The sequence below is a fragment of the Pseudomonas sp. OTU750018 genome (assembly GCF_011636575.1).
GTDB classification, from domain to species: Bacteria; Pseudomonadota; Gammaproteobacteria; order Pseudomonadales; family Pseudomonadaceae; genus Aquipseudomonas; species Aquipseudomonas peli.
In genome coordinates, this window is record NZ_JAAPAU010000002.1 from 1,149,447 (window position 1) to 1,174,385 (window position 24,939).

16 protein-coding genes and 2 riboswitches are annotated in these 24,939 nt (G+C 60.5%); of the genes, 8 read left to right on the top strand and 8 right to left on the bottom strand.

The window, feature by feature from the left end:
• Window position 1: 1 nt before the first annotated feature.
• The 7 genes from HCI85_RS14330 to HCI85_RS14360 all read right to left on the bottom strand — a co-directional run bounded on the left by HCI85_RS14330 (window position 2) and on the right by HCI85_RS14360 (window position 13,559).
• Window positions 2-3,973, bottom strand: coding sequence for a cellulose biosynthesis protein BcsC (locus tag HCI85_RS14330; RefSeq protein WP_167145397.1), 3,972 nt, complete (start codon window positions 3,971-3,973; stop codon window positions 2-4).
• Window positions 3,952-5,124 (bottom strand): cellulose synthase complex periplasmic endoglucanase BcsZ, encoded by a 1,173-nt coding sequence (bcsZ, locus tag HCI85_RS14335; RefSeq protein WP_167144361.1) that lies wholly within the window; start codon window positions 5,122-5,124, stop codon window positions 3,952-3,954. The genes HCI85_RS14330 and bcsZ overlap by 22 nt, the downstream gene beginning before the upstream one ends.
• A gap of 8 nt (window positions 5,125-5,132) precedes the next feature.
• On the bottom strand, window positions 5,133-7,424 hold the full coding sequence (gene bcsB / locus HCI85_RS14340) for a cellulose biosynthesis cyclic di-GMP-binding regulatory protein BcsB (protein WP_241693783.1): 2,292 nt from the start codon (window positions 7,422-7,424) through the stop codon (window positions 5,133-5,135).
• Window positions 7,421-9,589, bottom strand: a complete 2,169-nt coding sequence (gene bcsA, locus HCI85_RS14345; RefSeq protein ID WP_446730795.1) for a UDP-forming cellulose synthase catalytic subunit — start codon at window positions 9,587-9,589, stop codon at window positions 7,421-7,423. The genes bcsB and bcsA overlap by 4 nt, the downstream gene beginning before the upstream one ends.
• A gap of 11 nt (window positions 9,590-9,600) precedes the next feature.
• The gene (gene bcsQ / locus HCI85_RS14350; RefSeq protein WP_206677991.1) at window positions 9,601-10,809 is read right to left on the bottom strand and encodes a cellulose biosynthesis protein BcsQ; all 1,209 of its coding nucleotides are present in this window, start codon (window positions 10,807-10,809) and stop codon (window positions 9,601-9,603) included.
• Between the two features lie 616 nt (window positions 10,810-11,425).
• Window positions 11,426-11,677: a DUF1145 domain-containing protein gene (locus HCI85_RS14355; RefSeq protein ID WP_167145401.1), complete on the bottom strand. Its 252-nt coding sequence runs from the start codon at window positions 11,675-11,677 to the stop codon at window positions 11,426-11,428.
• A gap of 94 nt (window positions 11,678-11,771) precedes the next feature.
• On the bottom strand, window positions 11,772-13,559 hold the full coding sequence (locus HCI85_RS14360) for an alkyl/aryl-sulfatase (RefSeq protein WP_167145403.1): 1,788 nt from the start codon (window positions 13,557-13,559) through the stop codon (window positions 11,772-11,774).
• 96 nt (window positions 13,560-13,655) lie between these two features.
• On the opposite strand from HCI85_RS14360, the gene HCI85_RS14365 reads away from it, so the two are divergent.
• Window positions 13,656-14,582, top strand: coding sequence for a LysR family transcriptional regulator (locus HCI85_RS14365; RefSeq protein WP_160088036.1), 927 nt, complete (start codon window positions 13,656-13,658; stop codon window positions 14,580-14,582).
• 18 nt (window positions 14,583-14,600) lie between these two features.
• Here HCI85_RS14365 and HCI85_RS14370 read toward each other — a convergent pair whose 3' ends face one another.
• On the bottom strand, window positions 14,601-15,041 hold the full coding sequence (locus tag HCI85_RS14370; protein ID WP_167145405.1) for a hypothetical protein: 441 nt from the start codon (window positions 15,039-15,041) through the stop codon (window positions 14,601-14,603).
• A 248-nt stretch (window positions 15,042-15,289) separates the two neighbouring features.
• A riboswitch (guanidine-I (ykkC/yxkD leader) is annotated at window positions 15,290-15,415 on the top strand.
• 54 nt (window positions 15,416-15,469) lie between these two features.
• Between HCI85_RS14370 and HCI85_RS14375 the strand changes: the two genes are divergently transcribed.
• The 7 genes from HCI85_RS14375 (at window position 15,470) to uca (ending at window position 24,939) form a co-directional block, all read left to right on the top strand.
• Window positions 15,470-16,546, top strand: coding sequence for a putative urea ABC transporter substrate-binding protein (locus tag HCI85_RS14375; RefSeq protein WP_167145407.1), 1,077 nt, complete (start codon window positions 15,470-15,472; stop codon window positions 16,544-16,546).
• A gap of 179 nt (window positions 16,547-16,725) precedes the next feature.
• A riboswitch (guanidine-I (ykkC/yxkD leader) is annotated at window positions 16,726-16,834 on the top strand.
• A 67-nt stretch (window positions 16,835-16,901) separates the two neighbouring features.
• A complete protein-coding gene (locus HCI85_RS14380) occupies window positions 16,902-17,969 on the top strand; it encodes a putative urea ABC transporter substrate-binding protein (RefSeq protein ID WP_160088042.1) in 1,068 nt (355 codons plus the stop codon).
• 72 nt (window positions 17,970-18,041) lie between these two features.
• Window positions 18,042-18,857 (top strand): ABC transporter permease, encoded by an 816-nt coding sequence (locus HCI85_RS14385; protein WP_167145409.1) that lies wholly within the window; start codon window positions 18,042-18,044, stop codon window positions 18,855-18,857.
• A complete protein-coding gene (locus HCI85_RS14390) occupies window positions 18,854-19,777 on the top strand; it encodes an ABC transporter ATP-binding protein (RefSeq protein WP_167145411.1) in 924 nt (307 codons plus the stop codon). Before HCI85_RS14385 ends, HCI85_RS14390 begins: the two co-directional genes overlap by 4 nt.
• Before the next feature lie 9 nt (window positions 19,778-19,786).
• Complete coding sequence (locus HCI85_RS14395; protein ID WP_167145413.1) at window positions 19,787-20,515, top strand: urea amidolyase associated protein UAAP1; 729 nt, start codon at window positions 19,787-19,789, stop codon at window positions 20,513-20,515.
• An 11-nt stretch (window positions 20,516-20,526) separates the two neighbouring features.
• Window positions 20,527-21,162 (top strand): urea amidolyase associated protein UAAP2, encoded by a 636-nt coding sequence (locus HCI85_RS14400; protein ID WP_167145415.1) that lies wholly within the window; start codon window positions 20,527-20,529, stop codon window positions 21,160-21,162.
• 153 nt (window positions 21,163-21,315) lie between these two features.
• Complete coding sequence (gene uca / locus HCI85_RS14405) at window positions 21,316-24,939, top strand: urea carboxylase (RefSeq protein WP_167145417.1); 3,624 nt, start codon at window positions 21,316-21,318, stop codon at window positions 24,937-24,939.

A 24,939-nucleotide genomic window follows, 5' to 3' on the forward strand; every position in this document is an offset into this window, starting at 1 on the left:
TTTAATTAGCGTAAGGGGATTGATAGGGAGAAACCGGCAGCGCCATCGGCCCGGTCATGTCTTCAAACATGTAACGAAGGTAGAGACCGCCATTCAATTGGCGATAGTCCTGGGCATTGTCGACACCCACCTGACCACCGACGAAAAAATTGCTGCCCAGACGGTATTCGGCAGCGCCGCTCAGGTTGTAGCCGATGCCGCTATCACTTGAGCCCTCGTACACCGCTTCACGTCCTAGGGCACGACTGGCCGCAGCTTGCAGCGCGGCATCGCCAGGATGGTAGTCGGCATCATCCTGCTGGATGGTTTGTACGCCGACCGAACCTTTCAACTGGAAGGTCAGGCGGTCAAACCGCCGTGCCCAGGTAACCGGCACACCAATGGCAAAGAACGTCTGCGGGCTGAAATAACCACCATGGCCGAAGGTGAAGTGCCCCTGGTTCTCCTGGTAGCCAATGCCCAACAGGTTGAGGCCAATGGTCGACTGACTCTGTTCGTCATTCTGCAGGTACCAGTACACACCAGAGCCCAATTCAAACCGGTCATTGTCCTCAACATTGTTACCCATCAAGCGGTGCATGCCGACGTAGGCATAGGCACCAACTTCACGGTCATCAAAGCTCAGCTGAGCGCGCCCACCGTTGGCGGTTACTCCACCCCACTGCTGCCCGGTACGTTGATCTTCGGCACCGGCAAAAGACAACAGACTGTCCGTCACGGCGCGGCGCGACAGCTTGGTGCTCCAATGCAGGTTCGGGCTACCGGCAACACTGCGTTCCAGGCTCACGCCACCGACTGCCGTGCTGTAGAGGAAGCCTTGTGGCGTGGTACCCAGGTCAGCCTTGAAGCCCGCCCCCGGGTTATCGAACGCCACGGCCAGGCCAACCCCAGAATCTTTCTGCGAACCAGGAGCAACGCCAGGATTGGCCAGCGTTGCCACGGGGCCACCGCCAAAGCGATCGCGGGCACCCTCACCCACACTGCCGGCATTCAGCGCAACCGGGGTGACGCGCACAGCCAGACGGTTATCACCTAGCGGCATACTGGCTTCAAATGGAGCCTGAATATCCGTGATCTTGCTCAGCCCCGATTCACTGTCATTGGTACGTACCGTTAGACCTTGAACCAGATAGGGGCTGCGCTGCTGCATGATGTCGTCCAGCGCCCTTGCGGCCTCGCTCATGCCCGCACGCGGGTCCACCTCAGCCGTATCGTCGTTCAGGACAAAAGGGTTGCTGGCCGGTTGCACGTCCGCCCTGGCCCTTAATGGCGTTTGCTGAGTCGTCAACGGTTCCACAAGCAAAGCGGGGGCTGTGCGCTTAGCCTGCTGCTCAACCGGAGCAGGGATCAACTCCAGAGGACGTTGCGCGCTTGTGTGCGGCGCCACGGCCAAGCTCTCAACAGGCGCTGGAATCGCATCCTGTGCAACGGTTGCGGAGCCAATGCCGGCAAACGGATTGGCGGGCGCTGCGGCCGGCCGAGTGTTGGCCGCAAAGGTCGGGGTCTGCTCCAGCTTTTCCTGGGCAACTACTTTACCGAGCAACTCGGCAGCCGTTCCGGTGCGGCCCAGGAAACGGTATACCCGGGCAGCCGTGGTGAGGATATCAACCTCATTGGGCGCCAGCTTCAATGCGCGCTCCAGGGCATCTTCGGCGTAAGCGTTTTCAGCCTCCTGAGCCGCCATATCAGCGGCACCTACCAGCAGATTGGCATCATTCGGATGACGTTTGACCAGCGGCTTGAACAACTCAAGCGCCTTGCTGGTATCACCGTTGGCGCCATACATGCGCGCCAGTGCCGACACTGCCAGACGATCCTGAGGGCGCTGCGCCAAGGCAGGCGCCAAGGTGTCATAAGCAGCCGCCAGTTCGCCGCGCTGACGCAATTGCTCAGCCTGGCGAACCCGGTAATAAAACAGTAGATCGTCATACTGCTGACGCTGCTCGACGGTCATGCTGCGCCCCTGCAAATCACGCAGAATGCCGGCGACCTCAGTATCCTGCTCGGCTTCCAGCAGCACACTGGCATAACTCAACGTCAGGGACAGATCTGCCCGAGGGCTGCGGGCCAGCAAGTCACGCATGATGGCAATCGCCCGCTGCGGATCATTGGCATCGGCATAGGCCGCAGCAAAAGCGGCCAGACGCGCTGGCTTGGCATCCGCCTGCGGCTCGATACGCTGCAAGAACGCGCGCGCTTCGGCCTTGCGGCCACTGCGGCTGAGTTCATTGATACGCTGCAACTGCAGGTTGAACTCCACTTCCTCCACCAGCCGATTGATGTCGGCATTGCGTGCATCACGCGGAATACGGGCAAGGGTGGTTTGCGCTTGCTGCCATTCATTCAACTGAATAGACAGCAGAGCGCTGGTGTAGAGCGCATCGCGGTCATCCGGTTTGTTGGCCAATAGCCCATCCATCAGGCTGCGTGCTTCCGTGACGGCACCCAGGTCCACATACAAACGAGCCAGAGCAAACCGTGCCCAGGCATTGTTAGGGTCATCGCGCAGGGCGGTCTCGAGTTCCTGACGCATCGCTGAGGTATCACCACGTTTTTCGGCAGCACGAGCGCGCTGCAAGGCCTGCTCAGCACGCAACTGCCCAAGCCCACCGAGCTTCTCGCGCTCAGCCTTGGGCAGGCGTTCCAGCAAACGCAATGCTTCATCGGGCTTGCCCTGCTCACCCAGAACCTGAGCCAGCCCACGCAATGCACGGGCTTCCTGGCTGCGCGCTGCCAATGCTTGCCGGTATCCGGCTTCAGCGGCAGCTAACTCACCCTGCTGGGCCTGCAACTCAGCAAGGGCCAGGAGTGCTTCACTGTCATTAGGTTTGAGCCGGCGCGCCTGCTCCAGCTGTTGCCGGGCATCAGCGACTTTGTCACGGGCCAGGTTGTCCCGTGCACGTTGCAACAAGGACCAGTAGCGCACGTCATCCAACGCACGCTGCCAGGAACGACCGCCTTGCCTGACCGCTTTGGTCAGCAGCACCTCGGCATCTTCGAAGCGTTCCTGACGCTGACGCAAAATACCCAAGCCACCCAGGACATCGGCATCATTTGGATGCGATTTCAGGTAGGCCGTCAGATCACGTTCAGCCACGGCCAGGTTGTCCTGCTCCAGGGCTTTCAGACCACTGTCCAGCAGCGGATCACGGCGCCAGGCAACTGCACCACTACCCGCACTGGGCTGGGTGCGCCCTTTGATCAGCAGGGCACGGATTTCTTCATCATCCGGATGGGTGCGCAGAAACTGCTCGAAGAGTGGTTGCTGCGCGGGCTTGGGTGGGCCCATCCAGGTCAGTGCCAGGCGCCAGCTTTCATCCGCATCCCCGCCAATGTCCTCGCGTTCAGCCAACTTGGCCAGGGCACGAATGCCCTCCTCACGCGCGCCCTGATTACGCGCCAGGTGTTTGGCTAAAAACAAGGCGATATAGGGATCATTGGGGTATTCGCGCTGCAGCCGCTCCATGCCCCGTCGTGCCTCGGTCCAATGCTGGTCGACGTAACCCAGGTTGTTGTAGAACTCCAGGCCAACCTGACCCTGCCCCGGTTTGCCGCCCAGCGCCCGACGGTACACATCCACCGCCTTGGCACGCTCGTCGGACTCCACCAGCAAGCGCGCTTCATCCAGCAACTGCTGATTGGCGGGGTCTAGCAGACGGATATCCTGCGCCAGCAACAATGCTTGACGTGGCAGCGGCTGCAACGCCTGCAAACGTTGTAAATATTGGTTGGCCTCAACCGGTTTGGCCGCTTGAACCGCAATCAAACCCAGACCATAAAGTGCATCCGGCTGGTTGGCGTCGAGCAACAAGAGCTTGTTCCACACTTCCGTAGCACGCTTGGGTTTCTCCTGGTTTTGCCAGAAGTGCCCTTGTTCAATCAGCAGGGTGTGCGTGCCCTCAGTCTCGGCCTGGAGACTGCCGTGGGCCATCGCAGCCAACAGCGCCAGAGTTAAGGGGCGGTAGCGGAACATGAACTCTCCCAACGCGGTTGCAGACGGCCATCAGCCGCAAACTGGTAATACTGATCAGCCCAGCCAAGGCCGAACAGGCTAAGCATGTAGTCGTAATAGAAAGGCGCCGGGCCAGTGCCGGCAATCCACTGATCAATCGCGGCGCGAGCACGTTGATCCTGTAATTCTTCCAGCCAAGGCTGACCCTTGGCGCGGAAATAAGGCACCAAGGCGCCGGAAAAACCACTTGGGCTTTGCCCCTCTGTGCTGCCATTGCGCACATTGACCTTTTCTGGTGGCAAACCAGTGGAGGCGGTGGCGCGTGCCATGCCATGCAGACTGGCCAGCAGCGGTTTAGCCAGCGGGTCTTGGGGGTGCGTCATACCGGCCCAGAGATAGACGCGAATGGCGTCATAACTGCCGCTGTCGCCTTTCATTGGGTCACTGGCGAACAGTCCAGCGCTGTCCGACACGGCGCGGTAGCCAATCCAGTCGGCCGCAAAACCATGGGCACCCGCTTCGTTCTGCAGGGTGGCGGTGTGCGCGGCGATGGCATTCCACGGCCCCTTGGGATCAACTGCAGCCAGCCGCCGCATCAGCGGTAGAGGCTGATAACTGGGGTTGATGCGCCACAGGTGGCCAATGTGCGAGAAACCAATCGGCCCAGGCAATAACACGGCCCCAAGACCTGGCAGCTCAGTGATTTCCTGCTTTTTGATCTGCGCCAACAGGCTCAGGGCATCGTCTCGGTACTGCGGCTTTTGCCACAAACGTGCACCTTCTAGCAGCGCGTAGACAAACCACAGGTCAGCATCAGAGGCCGAGTTGGCATCTTGAACCTTCCACACCCCATCCTTACCTTGCCCCCAAAGCCAGGCCGGTAAAGTCGTTTGTGGGGCATTGCCCATCAGGTTTTCGCGGCTCCAGCGCCAGATGGTCTCGAACCGCGCCTGATCATTGGCGACCAACGCAAAGAACAGTGCATAAGACTGCCCTTCAGAGGTGCTGTGGTTCTTTTCCAGGCTTGATTCGAGCACACGGCCGTCCGGTTGCACCCAGTGCTCCGCAAATCGCTGCCAATACGGCCACTCAGCGGTACAGGCGGCATTGGCCGCCGTGCCGCCGACCATAAATAGCAGACCTGCGCACAGGCTCAATACTGGCCGCTTCATGATCTGCCTCAATCTTTCAAACGTGCATTTGCACGGGCACGCAGGGTAAAGAACAGCAACAGGCTGGCCAGGCTTACCGCCACAGCGGTCAGCAGCAGCATCCAGAAGAGATTGTGTGCCAGCAGCCATTGCAGGTAACGCAACCAGCCCAGCTCACCCACGTAATACTGCTCGTCGGCGACCAGAGAACTGATGCGTTTGCCATTGATCACGGCCAAACTGCCCTGGATTGACTCTTCGTAATCCTCACCACCCCGCAGGGCTGAGCTGATGTCGACCAGCTTGTCCGGGCTGGCAGCAGCAATCACCACCACACTGCGTCCGCTGTCGAGCGGCGACTCAAAGCCAGTCAGGAAGGCACCAGCGCCCCCTGTCGCGAGGGCAAGGCTGCTACGCGCCTGCCGCTGATTGGCACGGGTATCAGAACCCACCCAGGTGCGCATACGATGCACCAGATCAGACATTTCAAAGCTTGATTGCCCCGTCAGGCTGGCCGGTAGCCGATCGGCCCAGCGTTGCAACAGCGGCTGATTGCTACCCGAGGCCAGCACCAGCAAATCCTTGCCTTCCAGCGGCTCATCGTGATCGCCCTGGGTGACACTGACAGCACTGGCGGGTAAGCCGGTTGAATCGCCAAAACGGCCCATAACATCGAGGTACAGGGAGATTTCTTCCACACCGGCATTCGCTGGCATAACGACAGCCGTTTCTGAAAGGTCAGCCATACGCGTGAAGGGGAAACCACTGCTCTGAAACACGCCCAGGTTGGGCATGGCAATAAAATGCTCATAACCACTGAGGTCGAGGGTGGAGTCCGCCTCGATCGTGCCGCGCATGTTGTCGATGATGATGTCGCGGCACTCGCCCTGCTTGATGTAGTCGTACATAAACCGCAGTTGCAGCGCAGACTGCAGCGGCAGGCTGTCCAGCGGTAGAAGCAGCTTGCTCTCTTGCAGCAGGCTCTCATCATCCTGCAGCTTGGCCAGCAACGACTCGTCGTCCTTCAAGCTCTCTTGCGACGGCAATGGCAGCGATTTGATGAACTTGCCGCTGACACTGATCAGCAGCGACGAGTTGGTTGATACCGGCTGCGGGGTGTAACGGTACTTAAGATGCAGTGGCACCCCTTTTTCCCGCCAGTTGAACAAATCAGGCGGCAGGCGCATGGGGAGATTGATGGTGCCTGGGTCGTAGCCGGAAACGCTCAAACGTTTAGCGTCGCTGAGCTCCCCCAGCTGTACCGGACGGTCGCTGGGCAACCAATTCGGCGCATCATAGGGTTTACGAGGCTGCAGGCTGTCAAACCGCTCAATCTGCGCACTGGCGCCTGCCAGCACCTTGCTGCCCGTGACCAGGGTCAGGGCGGCCTGTTTGAGCTGATCGCCATCACGGGCGGCAATCACCAGCAGCTTGCCGAACGGATCATTGGGGTTGGTGATCATGCTCAGCGTTGGTGTCGCACTCTGTGGCAGTTCAATTCCGGCCACGGAAGCACTGCCCACGATGACAACAACCGCATGCCCCTTCTCAGGCAATTGCGCCAGGCTAACCGGGAACCGCGCACCACGATAACTGGCCAATGCACCAAACCAGGACGCGACCGCACCCGCCGCTTCCAGGCTGCGATTATCAGGGCTGCTGGCGAACACGAAAGGCAATTCCAGCGCACGCGAATCACGGCCGTCAAAGAACGGCAAAGGCAGCCGAGCCAAATCGTCGGGCAAGGCTATCTGCGTGGTCTCCAGTTCAAGTTGGCTGGTGTTGCTGACCTTGGCCCACAAACTTGAATGCAGTGGGTCTTCACACATCATGGTGTAGTGGCCAATCAGCTGCAGCGTCAGGCGGTTGAACTCGGTCACCAGATGCGCCGGGATATCCACCACCTGCTGCTGCAATGTACCCGCGGTCTCTTTGGGAACGGGCAGACTGGCAGCCACCTGATCGTTGACCATCACGTTGATCTGCGAGAGATCGCTGAGCAGAGAAGGCGAGTAGCTGTATTCCAAGTTGACCCGAGCTTTGGTCACCACTTGATCGGCTCGCACATCGAAGCTGACGCTGTCACTGCCTTCAATACCGCGCAAGTGCATGGGGTAATTGGCCCCCAATTGCTTGAGCGTGGCGCTGTAGGTCGGAACAAACTCGGGAACAACCACTTCTTCGACTAACGCACCGTCTTCAGTGACAGGCTCCTGCGTTTCGACAACCTCTTCAGCCCAGGCAGTCGACAAGGCTGAAGTAAGCAATGGAATCGACAAGATGAACCAGAGGGATAGCATGCCTTTGCGTTTCTGACTCATGGATTCCTCGGAGTGGATTTAAAGGTAAAAGACAGGGCGCGAACATGACGCACGGATTCATCGAACGTGGCACGCGACAGCAGGCATATCCCGCGCCATCCAATACCGGTCACTTCAGCAAGGGCACCGAGCGGGGTATCCACCACGCCCGTGCCCCAGCTCTTGGCCCAGGTATCAGCTCGCGAAAACGTCAGGCGTGCCAGTTCACTTTGTTGTTGCAAGGTCAGGTTGGCGAAGTTCAGGCCCAGGGTCTGCCCATGGCTGAACACCACACTGGCCGGAAAAACGCCCTCTTCACCATCGCGAAACAGGGAGACATGCACCTCTTCACCACAGGCAACCTGAACGCCTTCGGGCAAATGAATGCCAACACCGCGTTGTGAAAAGTCGTTGGTTTGGCAGGCAATTGTCTTGCCATTGGCCAGGCCCAGCATGGCTGGCAAGGTGGCAAACACACGCGGTTCGGCGCGGATCTGCCGCGCCTCACTGGCTACGGCAACGGCGGCTGCGCTGATGATGATGTTGTACAGCGTCCAGACCAGGTTGATCAGCAAGGTCACGGCGCTGGCATCTGGATCGAACCCGAGTTTGGCCACGCCCACCAACATGCCGATGAGATTCAGCGCCAGGACAACGATGTACGGCCGTGCCATTTTCCAGTCGAAATAACTTTCATCGATCATCCCACCCTTGGCCGTCACGTTGAACTTGCCAAGCTTGGGGTTGACCATGGCCAACAACACCGGGCGCATGATGTACCAGGCCAGTACCGACTCATAAACCTCGTTCCAGAACGAGTGACGAAAGCGCCCCTGGATGGTTGAGTTGGTGACGCTGGCCAGCAGGATATGCGGCAACGCATAGGCCACAATCAGCAGGGCCGGTGCCTGAAAAATCTGCGCCTCGAAAATCAGGTAGGCCAACGGTGCCGTGAGAAACACTAGGCGCGGCAAGCCATAGAAGAAGTGCAGCATGGCATTCAGGTAGCAGAACCGCTGCCCAAGGCTGAGGCCTTTGCCAAGCAGCGGGTTGTCGGTGCGGAAGATCTGCGCCATCCCACGCGCCCAGCGAATGCGCTGCCCGATATGACCGGACAGACTCTCCGTGGCCAAACCGGCTGCCTGAGGTATCGCCAAGTACGCCGTGTTGTAACCCAGGCGATTGAGTTTCAGTGCGGTGTGCGCATCTTCGGTTACCGTTTCAACGGCGATTCCACCCACTTCTTCCAGCGGAGCGCGTTTGATGATGGCGCACGAACCGCAGAAGAATGTGGCGTTCCACAGGTCATTGCCGTCCTGAACCAGCCCATAGAACAACTCGCCTTCGTTCGGTACGGAGCGGAACGTGTCGAGGTTCTTTTCAAACGGATCGGGAGAAAAAAAGAAGTGCGGCGTTTGCAGCATCGCCAGCTTCGGATCTTTGAGGAACCAGCCCATGCCCACTTGTAAAAAGGAGCGCGTCGGCACGTGATCCGCATCGAAAATGGCAATGTACTCGCCTGATGTCTGGGTCAGGGCAAAGTTGAGGTTGCCGGCTTTGGCGTGGTTGTTATCCGGCCGAATGATGTAGCCGATCCCCACCGACTCACAAAACTCGCGGAACTCGTCCCGGCGACCGTCATCGAGCACATACACACGCAACTTGTCTTTGGGCCAGTCAATCGCCTGCGCTGCAAAAGCAGTCAGCTTGATGATATCCAGCGGCTCGTTATACGTCGGAATGAATACATCGACAGTTGGCCAGACACTGCTGTCTGCCGGAAGCGGATATGGCTTGCGCTGCAGCGGCCAGGCCGTCTGCAAATAGCCAAAGAGCAATACCAGCAAGGCGTAGAGCTCGGCCAGTACCAAGCCATAACCAAACAGCATGTTGAGCCAGTTGTCGAAGCCTAGGGATGAGGTCAGACGCCAATACATGTAACGCAGCGAGGCCACAACGGAGAGCACCACCATGGCAAGAATGGCGACGCGATTCGCCGCGCGGCGCAACACCAGGGCTGCGATCATGCACCCAGCGGAGAACAGCATTTGCTGTTCTACATCCATGGGTACGATGATCATCAACGCCAGCAGGGCCACGACCACAAGCACCAGAACGACGCAGGTCGGCCGGTCTAGCACATAGGGTGAAGTAGTTCCCTGAGCAGCACGTCGGGCACGAAACATGCCGGTTAAATTCATGCCAACTGCTCACTCCGCTGAGTCGCAAAGAGCTTGGCAAGAACGTTCAGGGCAATGGCTTGCAGATCGTGGCAGCCCTGCCCACTCGGGTCGTAATCCAGCACACTCTGGTTGTAGGCAAGGGCTTCGGCAATAGACTGGTCACGGTGAATAATGCCTGCCACACGACTGCCCAAAATGCCGCGCATGATTTGCGTGATGTCCTTACTCAGCTTGCGCGATTGGTCGACCTGATTGATGACATACGTCGCGCCGTAAAAATCCGCTCGATCGGCTGTATAGGTGCTAAGCAGGCGATCAATCATCGGCAGCGTGGCGTAAGAAGCTGCATCAGCCAAGCTCACCACCACGGCCACATTGGCAACCGAAAGGGCTTGCTGCAAGTACGCCGAAGGACCCGGCGGGGTATCCAGCACGACCACTGAACCGTCAGCCAGTTGCAGCTCAGAAAGCTGCTGTGCTAGCCAATCAGGTTCGTCCTCCAACTGCCGTTCAAACGTACGGCGCTGACCTTCATCAACCATGCCGTACGGCAGGACAAAAACTCCGCTGGGCGTTGGCTGACAAAAATCGCGCATCTGCGCATCGGCGACGCAGTGAGCAAGACCTTCGGCAGCAACCTGCATCGGATCGATGGCGACACCCAAATGATTGATCAGCGCACTCTGCGGATCAAGGTCAAGTGCCAGCACTGCGCGTCCCTGACGCTGCATCACAGCAGACAAGCCTGCAGCGAGTGTGCTTTTACCGACCCCGCCCTTGGCAGAAATCACAGCGATGATCTTGATGTTGGCAAGATTCGGACGTGGGCGGGCCACACGAACAGGCGCGCTGACGACCTCCCGGCGATCTTCCTGAGCCAGTTTACCGAGCAGGCTGTGCAAGCTTTCTGATGCCCAATCCGGAGCAGCATAAGGTGCAGCAACAGCTTTAGCCTGAGACTCCGCCTCAGGGCTTGGCGCAGGCTCAGGCGCCATTGCCGGACTCACCGGAGCAACAGCAGCAAACAGCGCCGGACGGAACGCAGCACCCGACGGAGTTAGCACCGCAGGCTCAGCGGCAACGCCGGACAGCTCGACCTTGGCCACACCCGGCCACCGCTCCATGGAGGATTGTTTCTCGTCTTCCTGAGAGATTTCCTGGTAGTGGGCTGAACGTCCACCGAACAGCTTGAACAAACTTGAAATATCGCTGGAAGTACTCATGAACAGATAATTTCCGAATATGTTGTAGCAGTCATTTAGTGAGGCGCCAATTTTACGCCGTCAATAAAAAGTCATCTAAGTTATAGTTATTCGAATGCCGTCAAATTTATACCAATCGCTGAATTTAATAGCAATATGCCACCAAATTCATTTCAGAATTCTCCCATACAGACCGAGACAAACTTCACAACAGAGATAGATGAAATAGCAATAAAGAATCCGCTCATATAATTACAAAACGCCTATTAAGTGGCGTTACCTACCTGTTTTAAGTTGTAACTGCAGCGCCACACCTTTTATTGACCAAGCAAGAATCGCACTCACAGGGAGCTTTCTTAGGCGGTTCGCCGATGGACGGACACCCCGAGCAGTGACGCGACCATCATCAGGCAAGCGATAGACGCATAAGCGCGGCAGCCGTTACACACGAAGTGAGTGGCTATGCCTGTGACAGGATGACCACCAGAGCGAAAAGCAGGCGACCTGAGGAAGTACCTGCATGCGCGGCCAGAACAGGCTTTGCGCGAACATATTCAAGAAATGAGCAATCACGGCTCCTCTGCTCAGCACGCCGTCATCAAACGCCGCGCTGAACGGAGCAGCACACACCAGAAATCTACACGCGCGCCAAACCACGCAGGTGAATAAAGCCAAACAACAGCACCTGCACCCGCTGCAACCAAGGCTGCGGCTGACCGACCAGGCGGGCCTTGAACAGCAGCAGCTCGCCAAGATGCGCCAGCAGCATGCCACCGGCAATCAGGTTGACGGCCAGGTACCAGCCCTCGCCCATGGGGTAGAGCACGTTGAGCAGCGCCATCAGCCAGAACGCGGCCAGCGCGCCTTTGGCGAATATCAGAACAGGCATAAAGCACTCCTTAATCAGATGAAAAACCTGAGTAGTCTGCCCTGATAACGCCTCAAGTGAGTCCGCACTTTGGTCGGGTCACACACCTCCTCACTCAACGCAGGGTCAGGGCAATCGGCGTATCGCTGAAGTCAAAGCAGCCAAGAAAGGTCTTGATTTCCAGCAGGCTGCCATCGACCTGTACATCGCCCAGCAAGGCGCCCTTGAGCAAACCATTCTCGCCGCTCATTACGGTGTCCAGATACGTCTTGTCGAGGGTCAGTTTGAGCGTGGTGCCCTCGGGAATGCCCTGGTGCAGCTGCACTACACCGCGCCGCACTTCCAGCGCCCACTGCTCGCCGATATCCGGAAAGCTGAAACCTAGGGTCAACTCGACATCATTGGCCTTTTCCGGGTCGACCCGGGTAATCCAGTTTTGCAGGAAGATTCGCGCAGGAAAGGTTTTCAGCATGTCCGCCGAGAGAAAGGCACTGCGCATGCTCACGGCCATTTGCTGGACATCCTCACCGGCCAGCTTGCCTTCCAACTCCATGGCGCTCATCAGGTACCAGTTGCGCCAGTTAATGTTCATGCTGGCGTAGCCGAGCTTACGGAAGCTGCGGGCCTTGATGTCGCGGGCCAGCGTATCCTCGTTGTCCACCTGAATGGCGTAGCTGGACAGCTCGGCAGCCCATTGATAATCACCCTTGAGGTAGGCCTCGCCGGCGGCCAGCAGCAGCTTTTCCCGGCCGCCCATCAACGCAATCAGGCGCTCGGCTTTGTCTTTCGGCGGCAGCGGATCAAGCGCCACCGGATCACCCTGGAACCAGCCCAAGTAACCGTTGTAGATCTGCCGCACGCTGTGTTTAACCGTGCCGTAGTACTCGCGCAGGTAAGGCGTGTAGCCCGCCAGGTGCGCCGGCAGTTTGACCTTCTCGACCAGCTCGTCCGGAGTCAGGCCCTTGTTCATCCAGCGCACGCTCTGATCGTGGATATAGGCGATGCCGTCGCGGGTCATGCGCAACACTTCCTCGACCTTATCCTGGCCGCTGACCGGGCGGCCATGCAGCGGCACCATATGTTCGGCCTGATAGGCGCGCAGCTTGTCCAGGCTCTCGACCCACACCACCGGGTCGCGGAACTTGGTGCCGCGCAGGGTGTGGATATTCGGCAGGGTCGGCCCCTGCTCCACCTCGGCGCTGATCAGCACACGGTTATCCGGCAGGTAGACGATGATCTCATCCGGCGCTTCGCTGGGCACATGCAAGAACTGCAGGTCCAGGCCGGCAATGCGGGTGTCGAGCTTATCCTTGAAGGTCAGGGTCGGGGCGATAAAGGTCGAGGCCTCGGCCTTGGCCAACGGGCCGATCCCCGCATTCATCTGTTCATGGTCACTGGCTGGTAGCGCCGCACCGAAGCTGTAGCCGGAACGCACCGAGAGAATTGGCCCGACCAAGGCCCCCTGCGCCACCACATTGGCCAGCAGGGTGTCGTGGGCGATGATCTGCACCTCGCCGCTGCGCACCTGTTCTTCGCTGACGAAGGCCTTCACGCCATTGATATGGTCCGGGTGGAAGTGGGTATAGACCACCGCCTTGACCGGTTTGTCGCTGATCTTGCGGAACTCGGCCATGATCTTGCGCGACTCGCTGACCGACTCACCGGTGTCAATGATGATCAGACCTTCCGGGGCCTCGATCATCGCCACGTTACCCAGCTGCCAGCCGACAGCGGAATAGACGTTGCCGGCCACCTGATAGACCTTCTGCGCGAAGTGTTTGGTGTGCTCGGCCAGCTCCGGATTGATCGACGGGCGGATTTCTTCCTCAGGCAGGGCGGCCTGGCTGACCAGGGGTAATGCCAGGCTCAGCAGCACGGCGGCAGTTCGATTCAGTAAAAACATGCGAGTCGCTCATTGTTATTGGCTGTGTGGGAAGAGTGGCCAAGCAACAGCAATAATTCCAATGCATTCCAAATCAATAAATGATGCAATCAGCGCATGAATGACCTTCGTCAGCTTCGCCATTTTGTCGCCCTCGCCGAACACGGCCATTTCGCCCGTGCTGCCGAGGCCGTGCATCTCAGCCAGCCCGCCCTGAGTCGCAGCATCCAGGCGCTGGAAAGCAGCCTCGGTTGTAACCTGGTCGACCGCCACAGCCGCGGCATCAGCCTGACCACCCACGGCCAACTGGTGCTGGAGCACGCCCAGCGTCTGCTGGCTGGCAGCCAGGCGTTGAAAAACGCCGTCAGCCAGTTGGGTAATCTGCAAACCGGAGAACTGCGCCTGGGCGCCGGCCCCTACCCGGCCGCGCGCCTGATACCACGCGCAGTGGGTCGCATGGCGTTGCGCTATCCACGGGTGCGGGTCAACCTGCAGATCAGCAACTGGCTAGACCTGCGCAGCAGCCTGCTGGATGACGCCCTGGAGCTGTTTGTCGCCGACAGCCGCGAGCTAATCGGTGACCCACTGCTGTGCATCGAACCACTGCAGCGCCACAACGGGGTGCTGTTCTGTCGCCCCGGCCATCCGCTGCTGGCCCACACAACGCTGCGCATGCACGATCTACTTGATTACCCCTTGGCAGGCACCCAACTGCCACTGGCGGTGGCGCGCAGCCTTAGTGCACTCAGCGGGCGCGAGCAGCCGCTGAGCATTCAATGCGACAACTTTATGGTGCTCAAAACACTAGTGGCTGAAAGCGACGTACTGAGCATGGCGCCCTGGGATGTGGTGGCCGAGGATATCCAGACAGGTCGCCTGGCCCGCCTGCCGCTGGAAGCAGGTGCATTGACCGAGCAATCCGCCTACGCCCTCATCAGCCGCGCAGGGCATAGCCTGTCACCAGCGGCGCAGGCCATGCGGGAAGAGATACTGGCCGAAGATCGACTCTTCGGCCGTCAACTTGAAGGCGAGCCTGATTCGTAGCGCGCCTAAAGAGGGTGGTCAGTTGCGCTGCCGCTCCCAACCCTTACGCTCATCGCGCCGATCACCACCACGGCGTTCTCCACCCCACTGGGCATCATGACGCTGCTGTTGCTGGTTGCGGTAATGGTCACGGCGGCCATCCCAGCCAGCGTGCGGTTGCACAATGCGGTAATCGTGGCGCTTCTGATATTGGTGCGTTTGGTAATGGCGCGGCTGCGGTGCAGGCACGTAATAACGCGGTGCGTGGCGGTGATCATCATAGCGTCGCCCATCATGGTGATAGGCCCTGTAGCGCTGCGGCTGCGGCACCACATAAACCGGGTAGCGCTGCACCTGGTAATAGGTATGCGAATGGCCGCGATCATAACCACGGTGGCCATAGCCATTGCCGCCGCCATAGACCGCACAACCGCTTAAAGACAAAACCAACAACGCCAGCAGCATGGATTTGTATGACATAGCGGCCTCCTTCGACCGCGGGTGCGGCAGCGACCGTTGTCGCTGCCAGGGATTGCTCCCAATGAATAGACAACAGGCCATGCCATCCAGTGCGTCGCACCGGCTTAGCAGATTTCATGACAAATTATTTCGGTGCCCTATTGTCCGTCGTGCCAGCTGACACACACCAACCTGGCACAGTCCTCGCTTAGCGTTCTACGCATAAAGGAAATGCGTACGGCGGCAAGCAGCTTGCAGCCAGACAATCTGCAATGGTCGACTAGGGTTCCGGTTCGCTGAGCAATGCCTGCAGCGAATGGCTGGTCCGAGAGTCGACGACCTCACGCAGTGGCCACGGCCAAGGGGTTACACGGCGGGATAAAAGCCCGGGAGAACGCACAGCACTGCTGTTCGCTTTCCTGTTCCCGCTGACTGACCCGAGGTTACCCATGCCGCTACGCACCCTGCTCGCCCGCCTGACTACCACCTGTCTGCTCGCCACACTGCTACTGCAACCCGCCCATGCGGCGAGTGAGCCGAAAACCTTCAAGCTGTGCTGGTCGATCTTTGCCGGCTGGATGCCCTGGGGTTATGCCGCCAGCGAAGGCATCGTGAAGAAATGGGCGGATCAGTACGGCATCCGTATCGAAGTCAGCGAAGTGCCGGATTATGTCGGCTCGATCGAGCGTTACACGGCCGGCGAATTCGATGCCTGCTCGATGACCAATATGGATGCGCTGACCATCCCAGCTGCCGCAGGCGTCGACTCTACCGCGCTGATCATCGGCGACTTCTCCAACGGTGCGGATGCCATTCTGCTACGCGGTCCGGGCCTGACCCTGAAGGACCTCAAGGGCAAGACCGTGCTGCTGGTGGAGAACTCGGTATCGCATTACCTGCTCAGCCGCGCCCTGGAATGGGCCCTGCTCAAGCCTGAGGATGTGACCATCCAGCACGTGTCCGACACGCAGATTGCCGAAGCCTTCCTCAGCGGCCAGGGCGACGCAGTGATCACCTGGAACCCGATTCTGGCCAAGATCAAGCAGCAGACCCAGGTCAGCCAGGTGTTCAGCTCCAACCTGATTCCCGGCGAGATCGTCGACCTCACCGTGGTCAACAGCAAGGTCCTCGCCGCCCACCCGGAGCTGGGTAAAGCGCTGACCGGTGCCTGGTTCGAAACCCAGCGGCTGATGGGCATGCCCACCGATGCTGGGCGCGCCGCTCGGGCGAAGATGGCCAGCGCCGCCGGCACCACGCCGGAGGATTTCAGCCAGCAACTCGACACCCTGCGTTCGTTCTATTCGCCGCGTTATGCGCTGGCTTTTGCCCGCGCCAACAAGATGCCCGAGCTGATGCAGCGGGTCGCCCAGTTCGCCGATCAGCAGAAGCTGCTCGGCCACGACGGCAAGGGTCTGGATAAGCTCGGCATCGCCTTCAGCGGGGAGCGCAGCCTGGGCAATGCCGACAACATACTGCTGCGTTTTGATGGCAGCTATATGCAGATGGCTGCCGAGAAAAACCTGTAACACGCAGCGCCCTGCAATGCAGCACGCCGATGCTCACACGCACCGCAAGGGCGCACAGCCCTGGACTGGCGCGGGCAAAACCCGCGAGCCCATGGGGCCTGATTGAGCTGGCACGATGTTCGCAATAACCAAGCTGTGCAGGAACAACCCGCTGCGGCGGGATCGCGGCACCACAATTTGCAATAGCTGACTAGGGTTCCGATCCGCGATCAACAGATCTGCGGGTGACTGGTCCGAGAGTTGGCGACCTCCTTCGAGGTTACACGGCGGGATAAAAGCCCGGGAGAACGCGCCCCACTCGTGGGGAAACCGCCGCGCACTCCTGCCCGCCCATTTTCGAACTGGAGGTTCCACCATGCGTAAGTCCCGTCTGTGTTCAGTACTCGCCGCCGGCCTGGCCGCTGCCATCAGCGTCAACAGCCATGCGGCGCCGAAATCCGACTTCAGCGTCTGCTGGACCATCTACGCCGGCTGGATGCCGTGGGAATATGGCGCTGCCGAAGGCATCGTCGACAAGTGGGCGAAAAAGTACGACATCAATATTGATGTGGTGCAGATCAACGATTACGTCGAGTCGATCAACCAGTACAGCGCCGGCCAGTTTGATGGCTGCACCATGACCAATATGGATGCCCTGACCATTCCGGCCGCTGGCGGCGTGGACAGCACCGCGCTGATCATCGGCGACTTCTCCAATGGCAACGACGGCGTCGTGCTCAAGGGCGAGAAGAAAACCCTGGGTGACCTCAAGGGCCAGAACGTCAACCTGGTCGAGCTGTCTGTGTCCCACTACCTGCTGGCGCGCGGCCTGGAAAAAGCCGGCCTCAGCGAGAAAGACCTGAAAGTGGTCAACACCTCCGACGCCGACATGGTCGCGGCCTTCTCCACCAGCGACGTCACCGCCGTGACCACCTGGAACCCGCTGCTGGCCGAAATCGAAGCCACACCGAGCGTGACAAAGGTGTTCGATTCCAGCCAGATTCCCGGCGAAATCATCGACCTGATGGTGGTAAACAGCGACACCCTCAAGGACAACCCGGCCTTCGGCAAAGCGCTGACCGGTGCCTGGTACGAAATCATGGCCACCATGAGTGCCGACACCCCGGCCGGCAGGGCTGCCCGCGAGCACATGGCCAAAGCCTCCGGTACTGACCTGGCGGGCTACGAAGCGCAGCTGGCAGCGACCAAAATGTTCTATTCGGCCAAAGACGCCGTGGCCTTCGCCACCAGCCCGAAACTACCGGCCACCATGACCAAGGTCGCGGAGTTCTCCTTTGGCCACGGCCTGCTCGGCGAAGGTGCACAAAGTGCCAACGCCATTGGCATGAGCTTCGCCAAAGGCGTCGTCACCGGTGACAAGGGCAACCTCAAACTGCGCTTTGATCCGAGCTATATGCAGATGGCGGCTGACGGCACGCTGTAACGCCTTCCCTACCCTCTCCCGCTTGCGGGAGAGGGTTCGGGGGAGTGGGCCCAAGCCACACGAGAACACTCTATGCGCCTGATCAACCGCCACCCGGATCGCAGCGGTCGCTTGCTGCTGATCCTGCTGCCCTTCGCCCTGCTGCTGTTCGCCTATTTCGCAGGCTCGGCACAACGTCTGGCTGATAACCCCAACGACAAACTGCTGCCCAGTGCCAGTCAGATGGCCGCGGCGGTTGATCGCCTGGCGTTTACCGAGGACAAGCGCAGCGGCAACTACCTGTTCTGGCAGGACAGCGCCGCCAGCCTGACACGCCTGGCCATGGGCATCGGCATTGCCGCCCTCGCTGGGTTGTGCCTGGGTATCGCGGCGGGCATCATTCCGCTGTTCGGCGCGCCGTTGTCACCGTTGCTCACGGTGTTGTCGATGGTGCCGCCACTGGCGATCCTGCCCATCCTGTTTATCGTCTTCGGCCTCGGCGAGTTGTCCAAGGTGATGTTGATCGTCATCGGCATCACCCCGATCCTGGCCCGTGATTTGGAACAGCGCGCCCGCGAAATTCCTCAAGAAATCCTGATCAAGGCACAGACCCTCGGCGCCAGCACCTGGACACTGATCCTGCGCGTGGTGTTGCCGCAACTGCTACCGCGCCTGCTAATCGCCCTGCGTCTGGTACTTGGCTCAGCCTGGCTATTTCTGATTGCCGCCGAGGCCATCGCCAGCACCGATGGCCTGGGCTACCGGATCTTCCTCGTGCGCCGCTATATGGCCATGGACGTGATCCTGCCCTACGTGGTGTGGATCACCCTGCTCGCCTGGCTGATGGACCTGGGCCTGCGCCAGACCACCCGCGTGTGCTTCCCCTGGTACGAGGGAGCGAAAGCATGAAAACCATAAAGAGCGGCACCGTAGCGAGCGAGTCACTGGCAAGAAGCCCGGAGCGCAGCAACCGGAGTGGACATCTCGTCCATGAGGATTGCGAGCACCGCGCGACGCAGCCAGCGGCTCGCGCAGTAGGTGCCTTTATCGAAGTGAAGAATGTCTGGCAGGAGTATGGAGACCAGGTTGTTTTGGAGCGCCTGAATCTGAGCATCAATGAAGGCGAGTTCTGCACCCTGGTCGGCGCTTCCGGCTGCGGTAAATCGACCTTTCTGCGCCTGCTGCTCGGTCAGGAGCGCGCCAGCCGGGGCGAGATTCTGCTCGGTGGTGAGCCGCTGGCTGCCGAGCCCGATAGCAGCCGTGGCGTGGTGTTTCAGCGCTACTCGGTGTTCCCGCACCTGAGTGTGCTGGACAACGTCGCCATCGGCCTGGAGTTGCCGCGCTCGAAATTGCTCGGCCGACTGTTTGGCGCCGCCAAGCGCGACGCCCGCGCGCAGGCTGAGGTCATTTTGAAGAAGGTCGGCCTCGGCCACGCCCTGGACAAATACCCCAGCCAGCTCTCCGGCGGCATGCAGCAACGCCTGGCCATCGCCCAGGCGCTGATCATGAAGCCGCGCGTGCTGCTGCTCGATGAGCCCTTCGGCGCCCTCGACCCCGGCATCCGCAAGGACATGCACGGCCTGCTGCTGGAGCTGTGGCACGAAACCAAGCTCACCGTATTTATGGTCACCCATGACCTGAGCGAGGGCTTCAGCCTCGGCACCCGTCTGCTGGTGTTCGACAAGACCCGCATTGACCCACACGCGCCGAACGCCTTCGGCGCGCGCATTACCTACGACATCCCCCTCAACAGTGACCGCCGCGCCACCCGCGCCGCCGTCGAAGCGTTGCCCGCGCATATCGCCGGCAATCTGCAACCGGCCCTGTAGGAGCACCCAATGACTGCCTCATTAAGCCTGCGCCCCACGCTCTACGAGGAACTCGTTCCCGGCGGCGGGCATACCTCCTTTGTCCTCAAACGCGGCCAGTTGCTGCGTATCACCGACCTTGAAGGCGGCGCCAATGCCAGCCTGCTGCTGCTCAACGCCGCCGAGAAAAGTGAGCGGCTCAACCTGCCCGACAGCCTCAAATGCCAGCACACCGCCAAGCTCACCGCCGGCCACTGCCTGTATTCGGATATGGGTCGCGTGCTCGCTGCCATCACCGCCGATACCTGCGGCTGGCATGACAGCTTCGGCGGCGTACTCAACGCCGAGGAAGTTCAGGAGAAGTACGGCAGCGGCAACTATCAGCAACTACGCAACGGCTTCTTCCGCAACGGCGTGGACAACCTGCTGGTGGAAATGGGCAAGTGGAACCTCAATCTGCAAGACCTGCTGATGTGCCTCAACCTGTTCAGCAAGGTGACGGTCGACAGCGACGGCTGCTTCCACTTCCAGTCGGGCAACTCCAAGGCCGGCGACTACATCGAGCTGTACGCGCCGATGGACACGCTGGTGGTGCTCACCGCCCTGCAGCACCCCATGGACCCCAACCCCAATTACGCGCCCAAGCCGCTGCAACTGAGCTGGCACAAGGTCGAAAGCGACGGCATCAGCGTGCTGTGCCGCACCTCGCGCCCGGAAAACGCCCGTGGCTTCCATAACACCGAACGTCTGTATATCTGAGGCCGGCCAGCATGACTCTTATCTCAAGCGACAAGCACCCGGAAGCTGCGGTGTACCGCGCCACCATCGCCGCTGGCGAACCCTTTCTCTGCGAAGTAAAAGCCGGCCAGACCCTGCGCCTGCTCGACCTGGAAGGCAATCAGGCGGTCGATACGCTGTTCTATTCAGCGCGCAACCCGCGCGAGCGCTATGACGTGCAACGCACCCTGCGCAAACAGAACCGCGTGTACCTGACTACCGGCAGCGTGCTGTATTCCAACCTGGGCCAGCCGATGCTGACCATCAGCGCCGACACCTGCGGCAGCCACGACACCCTCGGCGGCGCCTGCGCCCAGGAGAGCAACACGGTGCGCTACGCCCTGGACAAGCGCTATATGCACAGCTGCCGCGACAACTTTTTGCGCGCGAGCCTGCACGACGGCCGTCTGAACAAGGCCGACATCAGCGCCAACATCAACTTCTTTATGAACGTGCCGGTCACCCCCGAAGGCGGCCTGACCTTTGAAGACGGCATCTCCGCCGCCGGCAAATACGTCGAACTCAAGGCGCACATGGACGTGATCGTACTGATCTCCAACTGTCCGCAACTGAACAATCCGTGCAACGGCTACAACCCGACTCCGGCTGAGGTGTTGGTGTGGGATTGAGCAGGTTAAAAACGAAAAGCTTACAACCAGACCTGTAGGAGCGGGCCATGCCCGCGAACGCTCTTCGCGGGCATGGCCCGCTCCTACAACCTATGGACGACCATAGGGTGCATCACTACCGCGGGACGGCCCGCCCCTTCGAGGACACCTCGAATGTTCAACAAACTGCTGATCGCCAACCGTGGCGCCATCGCCTGCCGCATCCTGCGTACGCTACGCGCCCTTGATGTACAGGGCGTAGCCGTCTACTCCGAAGCAGACGCCGCCAGCCTGCATATCCAGCAGGCGGACGAGGCCCACAGCCTGGGCGAAGGCCCGGCAGCCAACACCTACCTGGTGGTCGAGAAGATTCTCGCCGTGACCAAACAGAGCGGCGCCACCGCGATCCACCCCGGTTACGGCTTTCTCTCGGAAAATGCCGCCTTTGCCGAAGCCTGCGAAGCCGCCGGGATCGCCTTTGTCGGCCCAACTCCGGAACAGCTGCGGGTATTCGGCCTCAAGCACACCGCCCGCGCCCTGGCCAAACAGCATGGCGTGCCAATGCTGGAAGGCACCGAGTTACTGGAAAACCTCGACGCCGCGTTGGTCGCGGGCGAGCAGGTCGGCTACCCGGTGATGCTGAAAAGCACCGCTGGCGGCGGCGGTATCGGTATGCGCGTATGCAACAGCGCCGCCGAGCTGAGTGATGCATTCGAGGCGGTCAAACGCCTGGGGCAGAACAACTTCAGCGACAGCGGCGTGTTTATCGAGAAATACATCCAGCGCGCCCGTCATCTGGAAGTGCAGGTGTTTGGCGACGGTCGCGGCGAAGTGCTGGCCCTCGGTGTACGCGACTGCTCGGTGCAGCGGCGCAACCAGAAGGTTCTGGAAGAAACCCCAGCACCGAATCTGCCGGCCGGCATGGCCGAAGAGTTGTGCGCTGCGGCGATCAAGCTGGCCAAGGCGGTCAGCTACCGCAGCGCCGGCACCGTGGAATTTGTCTACGACAGCGAGGCGGCACGCTTCTATTTCCTCGAAGTAAACACCCGCCTGCAGGTCGAGCACGGCGTTACCGAACAGGTGTGGGGCGTCGACCTGGTGCGCTGGATGATCGAACTGGCGGCTGGCGACCTGGCACCGCTGAGCGAGCTGACGAAAACATTGAAACCCAGCGGCCACGCCATCCAGGCGCGTCTGTACGCCGAAGACCCGGGCCGCGACTTCCAGCCAAGCCCCGGCCTGCTCACCGCAGTCAGCTTCCCCAAGGCCGACGGCAAAGCGCTGCGTATCGATACCTGGGTCGAAGCCGGTTGCGAAATTCCGCCCTACTTCGACCCGATGATCGCCAAGGTCATCACCTGGGCCGATAGCCGCGATGCGGCCAGTGCTGCGCTCGGCCAGGCTCTGGCCGATACCCTGTTGTATGGCGTGGAAACCAATAGCCAGTACCTGCGGCAAATCCTCACTGACGCACCGTTCGCCAGCGGCAACCCCTGGACCCGCTGCCTAGAAGGCCTGATTTATCAGGCCAACACCTTTGAAGTGCTTAGCGCCGGCACCCAGACCACCGTGCAGGACTTCCCCGGCCGCCTCGGCTACTGGGCCGTCGGCGTACCGCCATCGGGGCCGATGGACAGCCGCGCCCTGCACCTGGGTAATCGTCTGCTGGGCAACGCGGCAGATGCCGCCGGCCTGGAAATCACCATGAGCGGCCCGACACTGCGCTTTAACACCGATGCAGTGGTAGCGGTCACTGGTGCACCCATCCCGCTAAGCGTCGATGGTATTGAGCAGCCACTGAATACCGCGCTGCTGATCAAAGCTGGCAGCACCCTGAGCCTGGGCACCATCCAGGGCGCAGGCGCACGTAGCTATCTAAGCCTACGTGGCGGTGTGCAGGTGCCGGATTACCTCGGCAGCAAAAGCACCTTTACCCTCGGCCAGTTCGGCGGCCACGGCGGTCGTGCCCTGCGTGCCGGTGACGTGCTGCATATCCCTGCGCTGACTGACCGCCAAGCCGGTGCGCAACTACCCGCCGATCTGTGCAGCGCCCTGCCAGCCGTGCGCGAAATCCGCGTGATCTACGGCCCCCACGGCGCACCGGAATACTTCACCCCGGCCTATATCGAAACCTTCTTCGCCACCGACTGGGAAGTGCACTTCAACTCCAGCCGCACCGGCGTGCGCCTGATCGGCCCAAAACCGGAATGGGTGCGCGATAGCGGCGGCGAAGCCGGCTTACACCCGTCGAATATCCACGACAACCCCTACGCCATCGGCGCGGTGGACTTTACCGGCGACATGCCGGTGATCCTCGGCCCGGACGGCCCGAGCCTGGGCGGCTTTGTCTGCCCGGTGACGATTATCGAGGCGGATCTGTGGCAGCTGGGGCAGTTGAAAGCAGGCGACAAGGTGCGCTTTGCACCGGTGGATATCGCCACCGCGCGAAAATTGGCCAAGGCCAGCAATGCAGAAACAAGTGACCTGGTAGCCCGGCTGCAATCCGGGGCCAATATGCCGCCAAGTTCCCCGAGTGAATCCGAGCTACAAAGCCCCATCGTGCTCGATATCGGCGAAGCCGATAAACGCCTGGTCGCGCGCCTGTCCGGCGACACCCACTTGCTGCTGGAAATCGGCGCGGCGGAGCTGGATCTGGTGCTGCGTTTCCGTGGCCATGCGCTGATGCAGGCGCTGGAAGCGAAAAACCTCAACGGCGTGATCGACCTCACACCCGGCATTCGCTCGCTGCAGGTGCATTACCAGCCGGAAACCCTGGCCCTTGGCGATCTGCTCGGCATCGTCGCCGGCGAATGGGACGCCGTGTGCGCCGCGCAGGACCTGCGCGTACCGTCGCGGATCGTCCATCTGCCACTGTCCTGGGACGATCCGGCCTGCCAGCTGGCCATCGACAAATACATGACCACGGTGCGCAAGGATGCGCCCTGGTGCCCGAGCAACCTGGAATTTATCCGCCGCATCAACGACCTGCCCAATCTCGATGAGGTGTACAGAACGGTCTTTGAAGCCAGTTATCTGGTGATGGGCCTGGGCGACGTCTACCTCGGCGCGCCAGTGGCCACCCCGCTCGACCCACGCCATCGCCTGGTCACCACCAAGTACAACCCGGCACGCACCTGGACCGCCGAGAACTCGGTGGGCATCGGCGGCGCCTATATGTGCGTGTACGGCATGGAAGGCCCCGGCGGTTATCAGTTCGTTGGCCGCACCCTGCAGATGTGGAACCGCTACCGCGAAGTCGCCGCCTTCGACGGCAAGCCCTGGCTGCTGCGTTTCTTCGACCAGATCCGCTTCTACCCGGTCTCGGCAGACGAGTTGCTGCGTATCCGTCGTGACTTCCCCCTGGGCCGCTATGACTTGCGTATCGAGCACAGTGAATTGGCCCTGGCTGATTACCAGACCTTTCTCGACCGCGAGGCCGAGGGCATCGACGCCTTCCGCAACCAGCAACGCGCCGCCTTCGACGCCGAACGTCAGCGCTGGATCGCCTCCGGCCAGGCGCACTACGAGAGTGAGGAAGTCGCCGCCGATCTCGGCGAAGACGCCCCGCTCGGCGCCGGCCTGCACAGCATCGACAGCCATATCGCCGGCAACCTCTGGCAAGTTCAGGTGAGTGAAGGCGACCTGGTTAAAGCTGGCGATGTGCTGGTGATACTGGAGTCGATGAAGATGGAAATCCCCCTGCTCGCCCCGCGCGATGGGGTAGTCCGCGAGGTGCGCGTGCAACCCGGCTCACCGGTGCGTGCGGGCCAGCGCGTAGTGGTATTAGAAGAAGTCTGA

What these genes read in the sequence shown, in the direction of transcription:
- HCI85_RS14330 (WP_167145397.1), bottom strand. Translation starts at nt 3,973, where the DNA reads ATGTTCCGCTACCGCCCCTTAACTCTGGCGCTGTTGGCTGCGATGGCC.
- bcsZ (WP_167144361.1), bottom strand. Translation starts at nt 5,124, where the DNA reads ATGAAGCGGCCAGTATTGAGCCTGTGCGCAGGTCTGCTATTTATGGTC.
- bcsB (WP_241693783.1), bottom strand. Translation starts at nt 7,424, where the DNA reads ATGAGTCAGAAACGCAAAGGCATGCTATCCCTCTGGTTCATCTTGTCG.
- bcsA (WP_446730795.1), bottom strand. Translation starts at nt 9,589, where the DNA reads ATGTTTCGTGCCCGACGTGCTGCTCAGGGAACTACTTCACCCTATGTG.
- bcsQ (WP_206677991.1), bottom strand. Translation starts at nt 10,809, where the DNA reads ATGAGTACTTCCAGCGATATTTCAAGTTTGTTCAAGCTGTTCGGTGGA.
- HCI85_RS14355 (WP_167145401.1), bottom strand. Translation starts at nt 11,677, where the DNA reads ATGCCTGTTCTGATATTCGCCAAAGGCGCGCTGGCCGCGTTCTGGCTG.
- HCI85_RS14360 (WP_167145403.1), bottom strand. Translation starts at nt 13,559, where the DNA reads ATGTTTTTACTGAATCGAACTGCCGCCGTGCTGCTGAGCCTGGCATTA.
- HCI85_RS14365 (WP_160088036.1), top strand. Translation starts at nt 13,656, where the DNA reads ATGAATGACCTTCGTCAGCTTCGCCATTTTGTCGCCCTCGCCGAACAC.
- HCI85_RS14370 (WP_167145405.1), bottom strand. Translation starts at nt 15,041, where the DNA reads ATGTCATACAAATCCATGCTGCTGGCGTTGTTGGTTTTGTCTTTAAGC.
- HCI85_RS14375 (WP_167145407.1), top strand. Translation starts at nt 15,470, where the DNA reads ATGCCGCTACGCACCCTGCTCGCCCGCCTGACTACCACCTGTCTGCTC.
- HCI85_RS14380 (WP_160088042.1), top strand. Translation starts at nt 16,902, where the DNA reads ATGCGTAAGTCCCGTCTGTGTTCAGTACTCGCCGCCGGCCTGGCCGCT.
- HCI85_RS14385 (WP_167145409.1), top strand. Translation starts at nt 18,042, where the DNA reads ATGCGCCTGATCAACCGCCACCCGGATCGCAGCGGTCGCTTGCTGCTG.
- HCI85_RS14390 (WP_167145411.1), top strand. Translation starts at nt 18,854, where the DNA reads ATGAAAACCATAAAGAGCGGCACCGTAGCGAGCGAGTCACTGGCAAGA.
- HCI85_RS14395 (WP_167145413.1), top strand. Translation starts at nt 19,787, where the DNA reads ATGACTGCCTCATTAAGCCTGCGCCCCACGCTCTACGAGGAACTCGTT.
- HCI85_RS14400 (WP_167145415.1), top strand. Translation starts at nt 20,527, where the DNA reads ATGACTCTTATCTCAAGCGACAAGCACCCGGAAGCTGCGGTGTACCGC.
- uca (WP_167145417.1), top strand. Translation starts at nt 21,316, where the DNA reads ATGTTCAACAAACTGCTGATCGCCAACCGTGGCGCCATCGCCTGCCGC.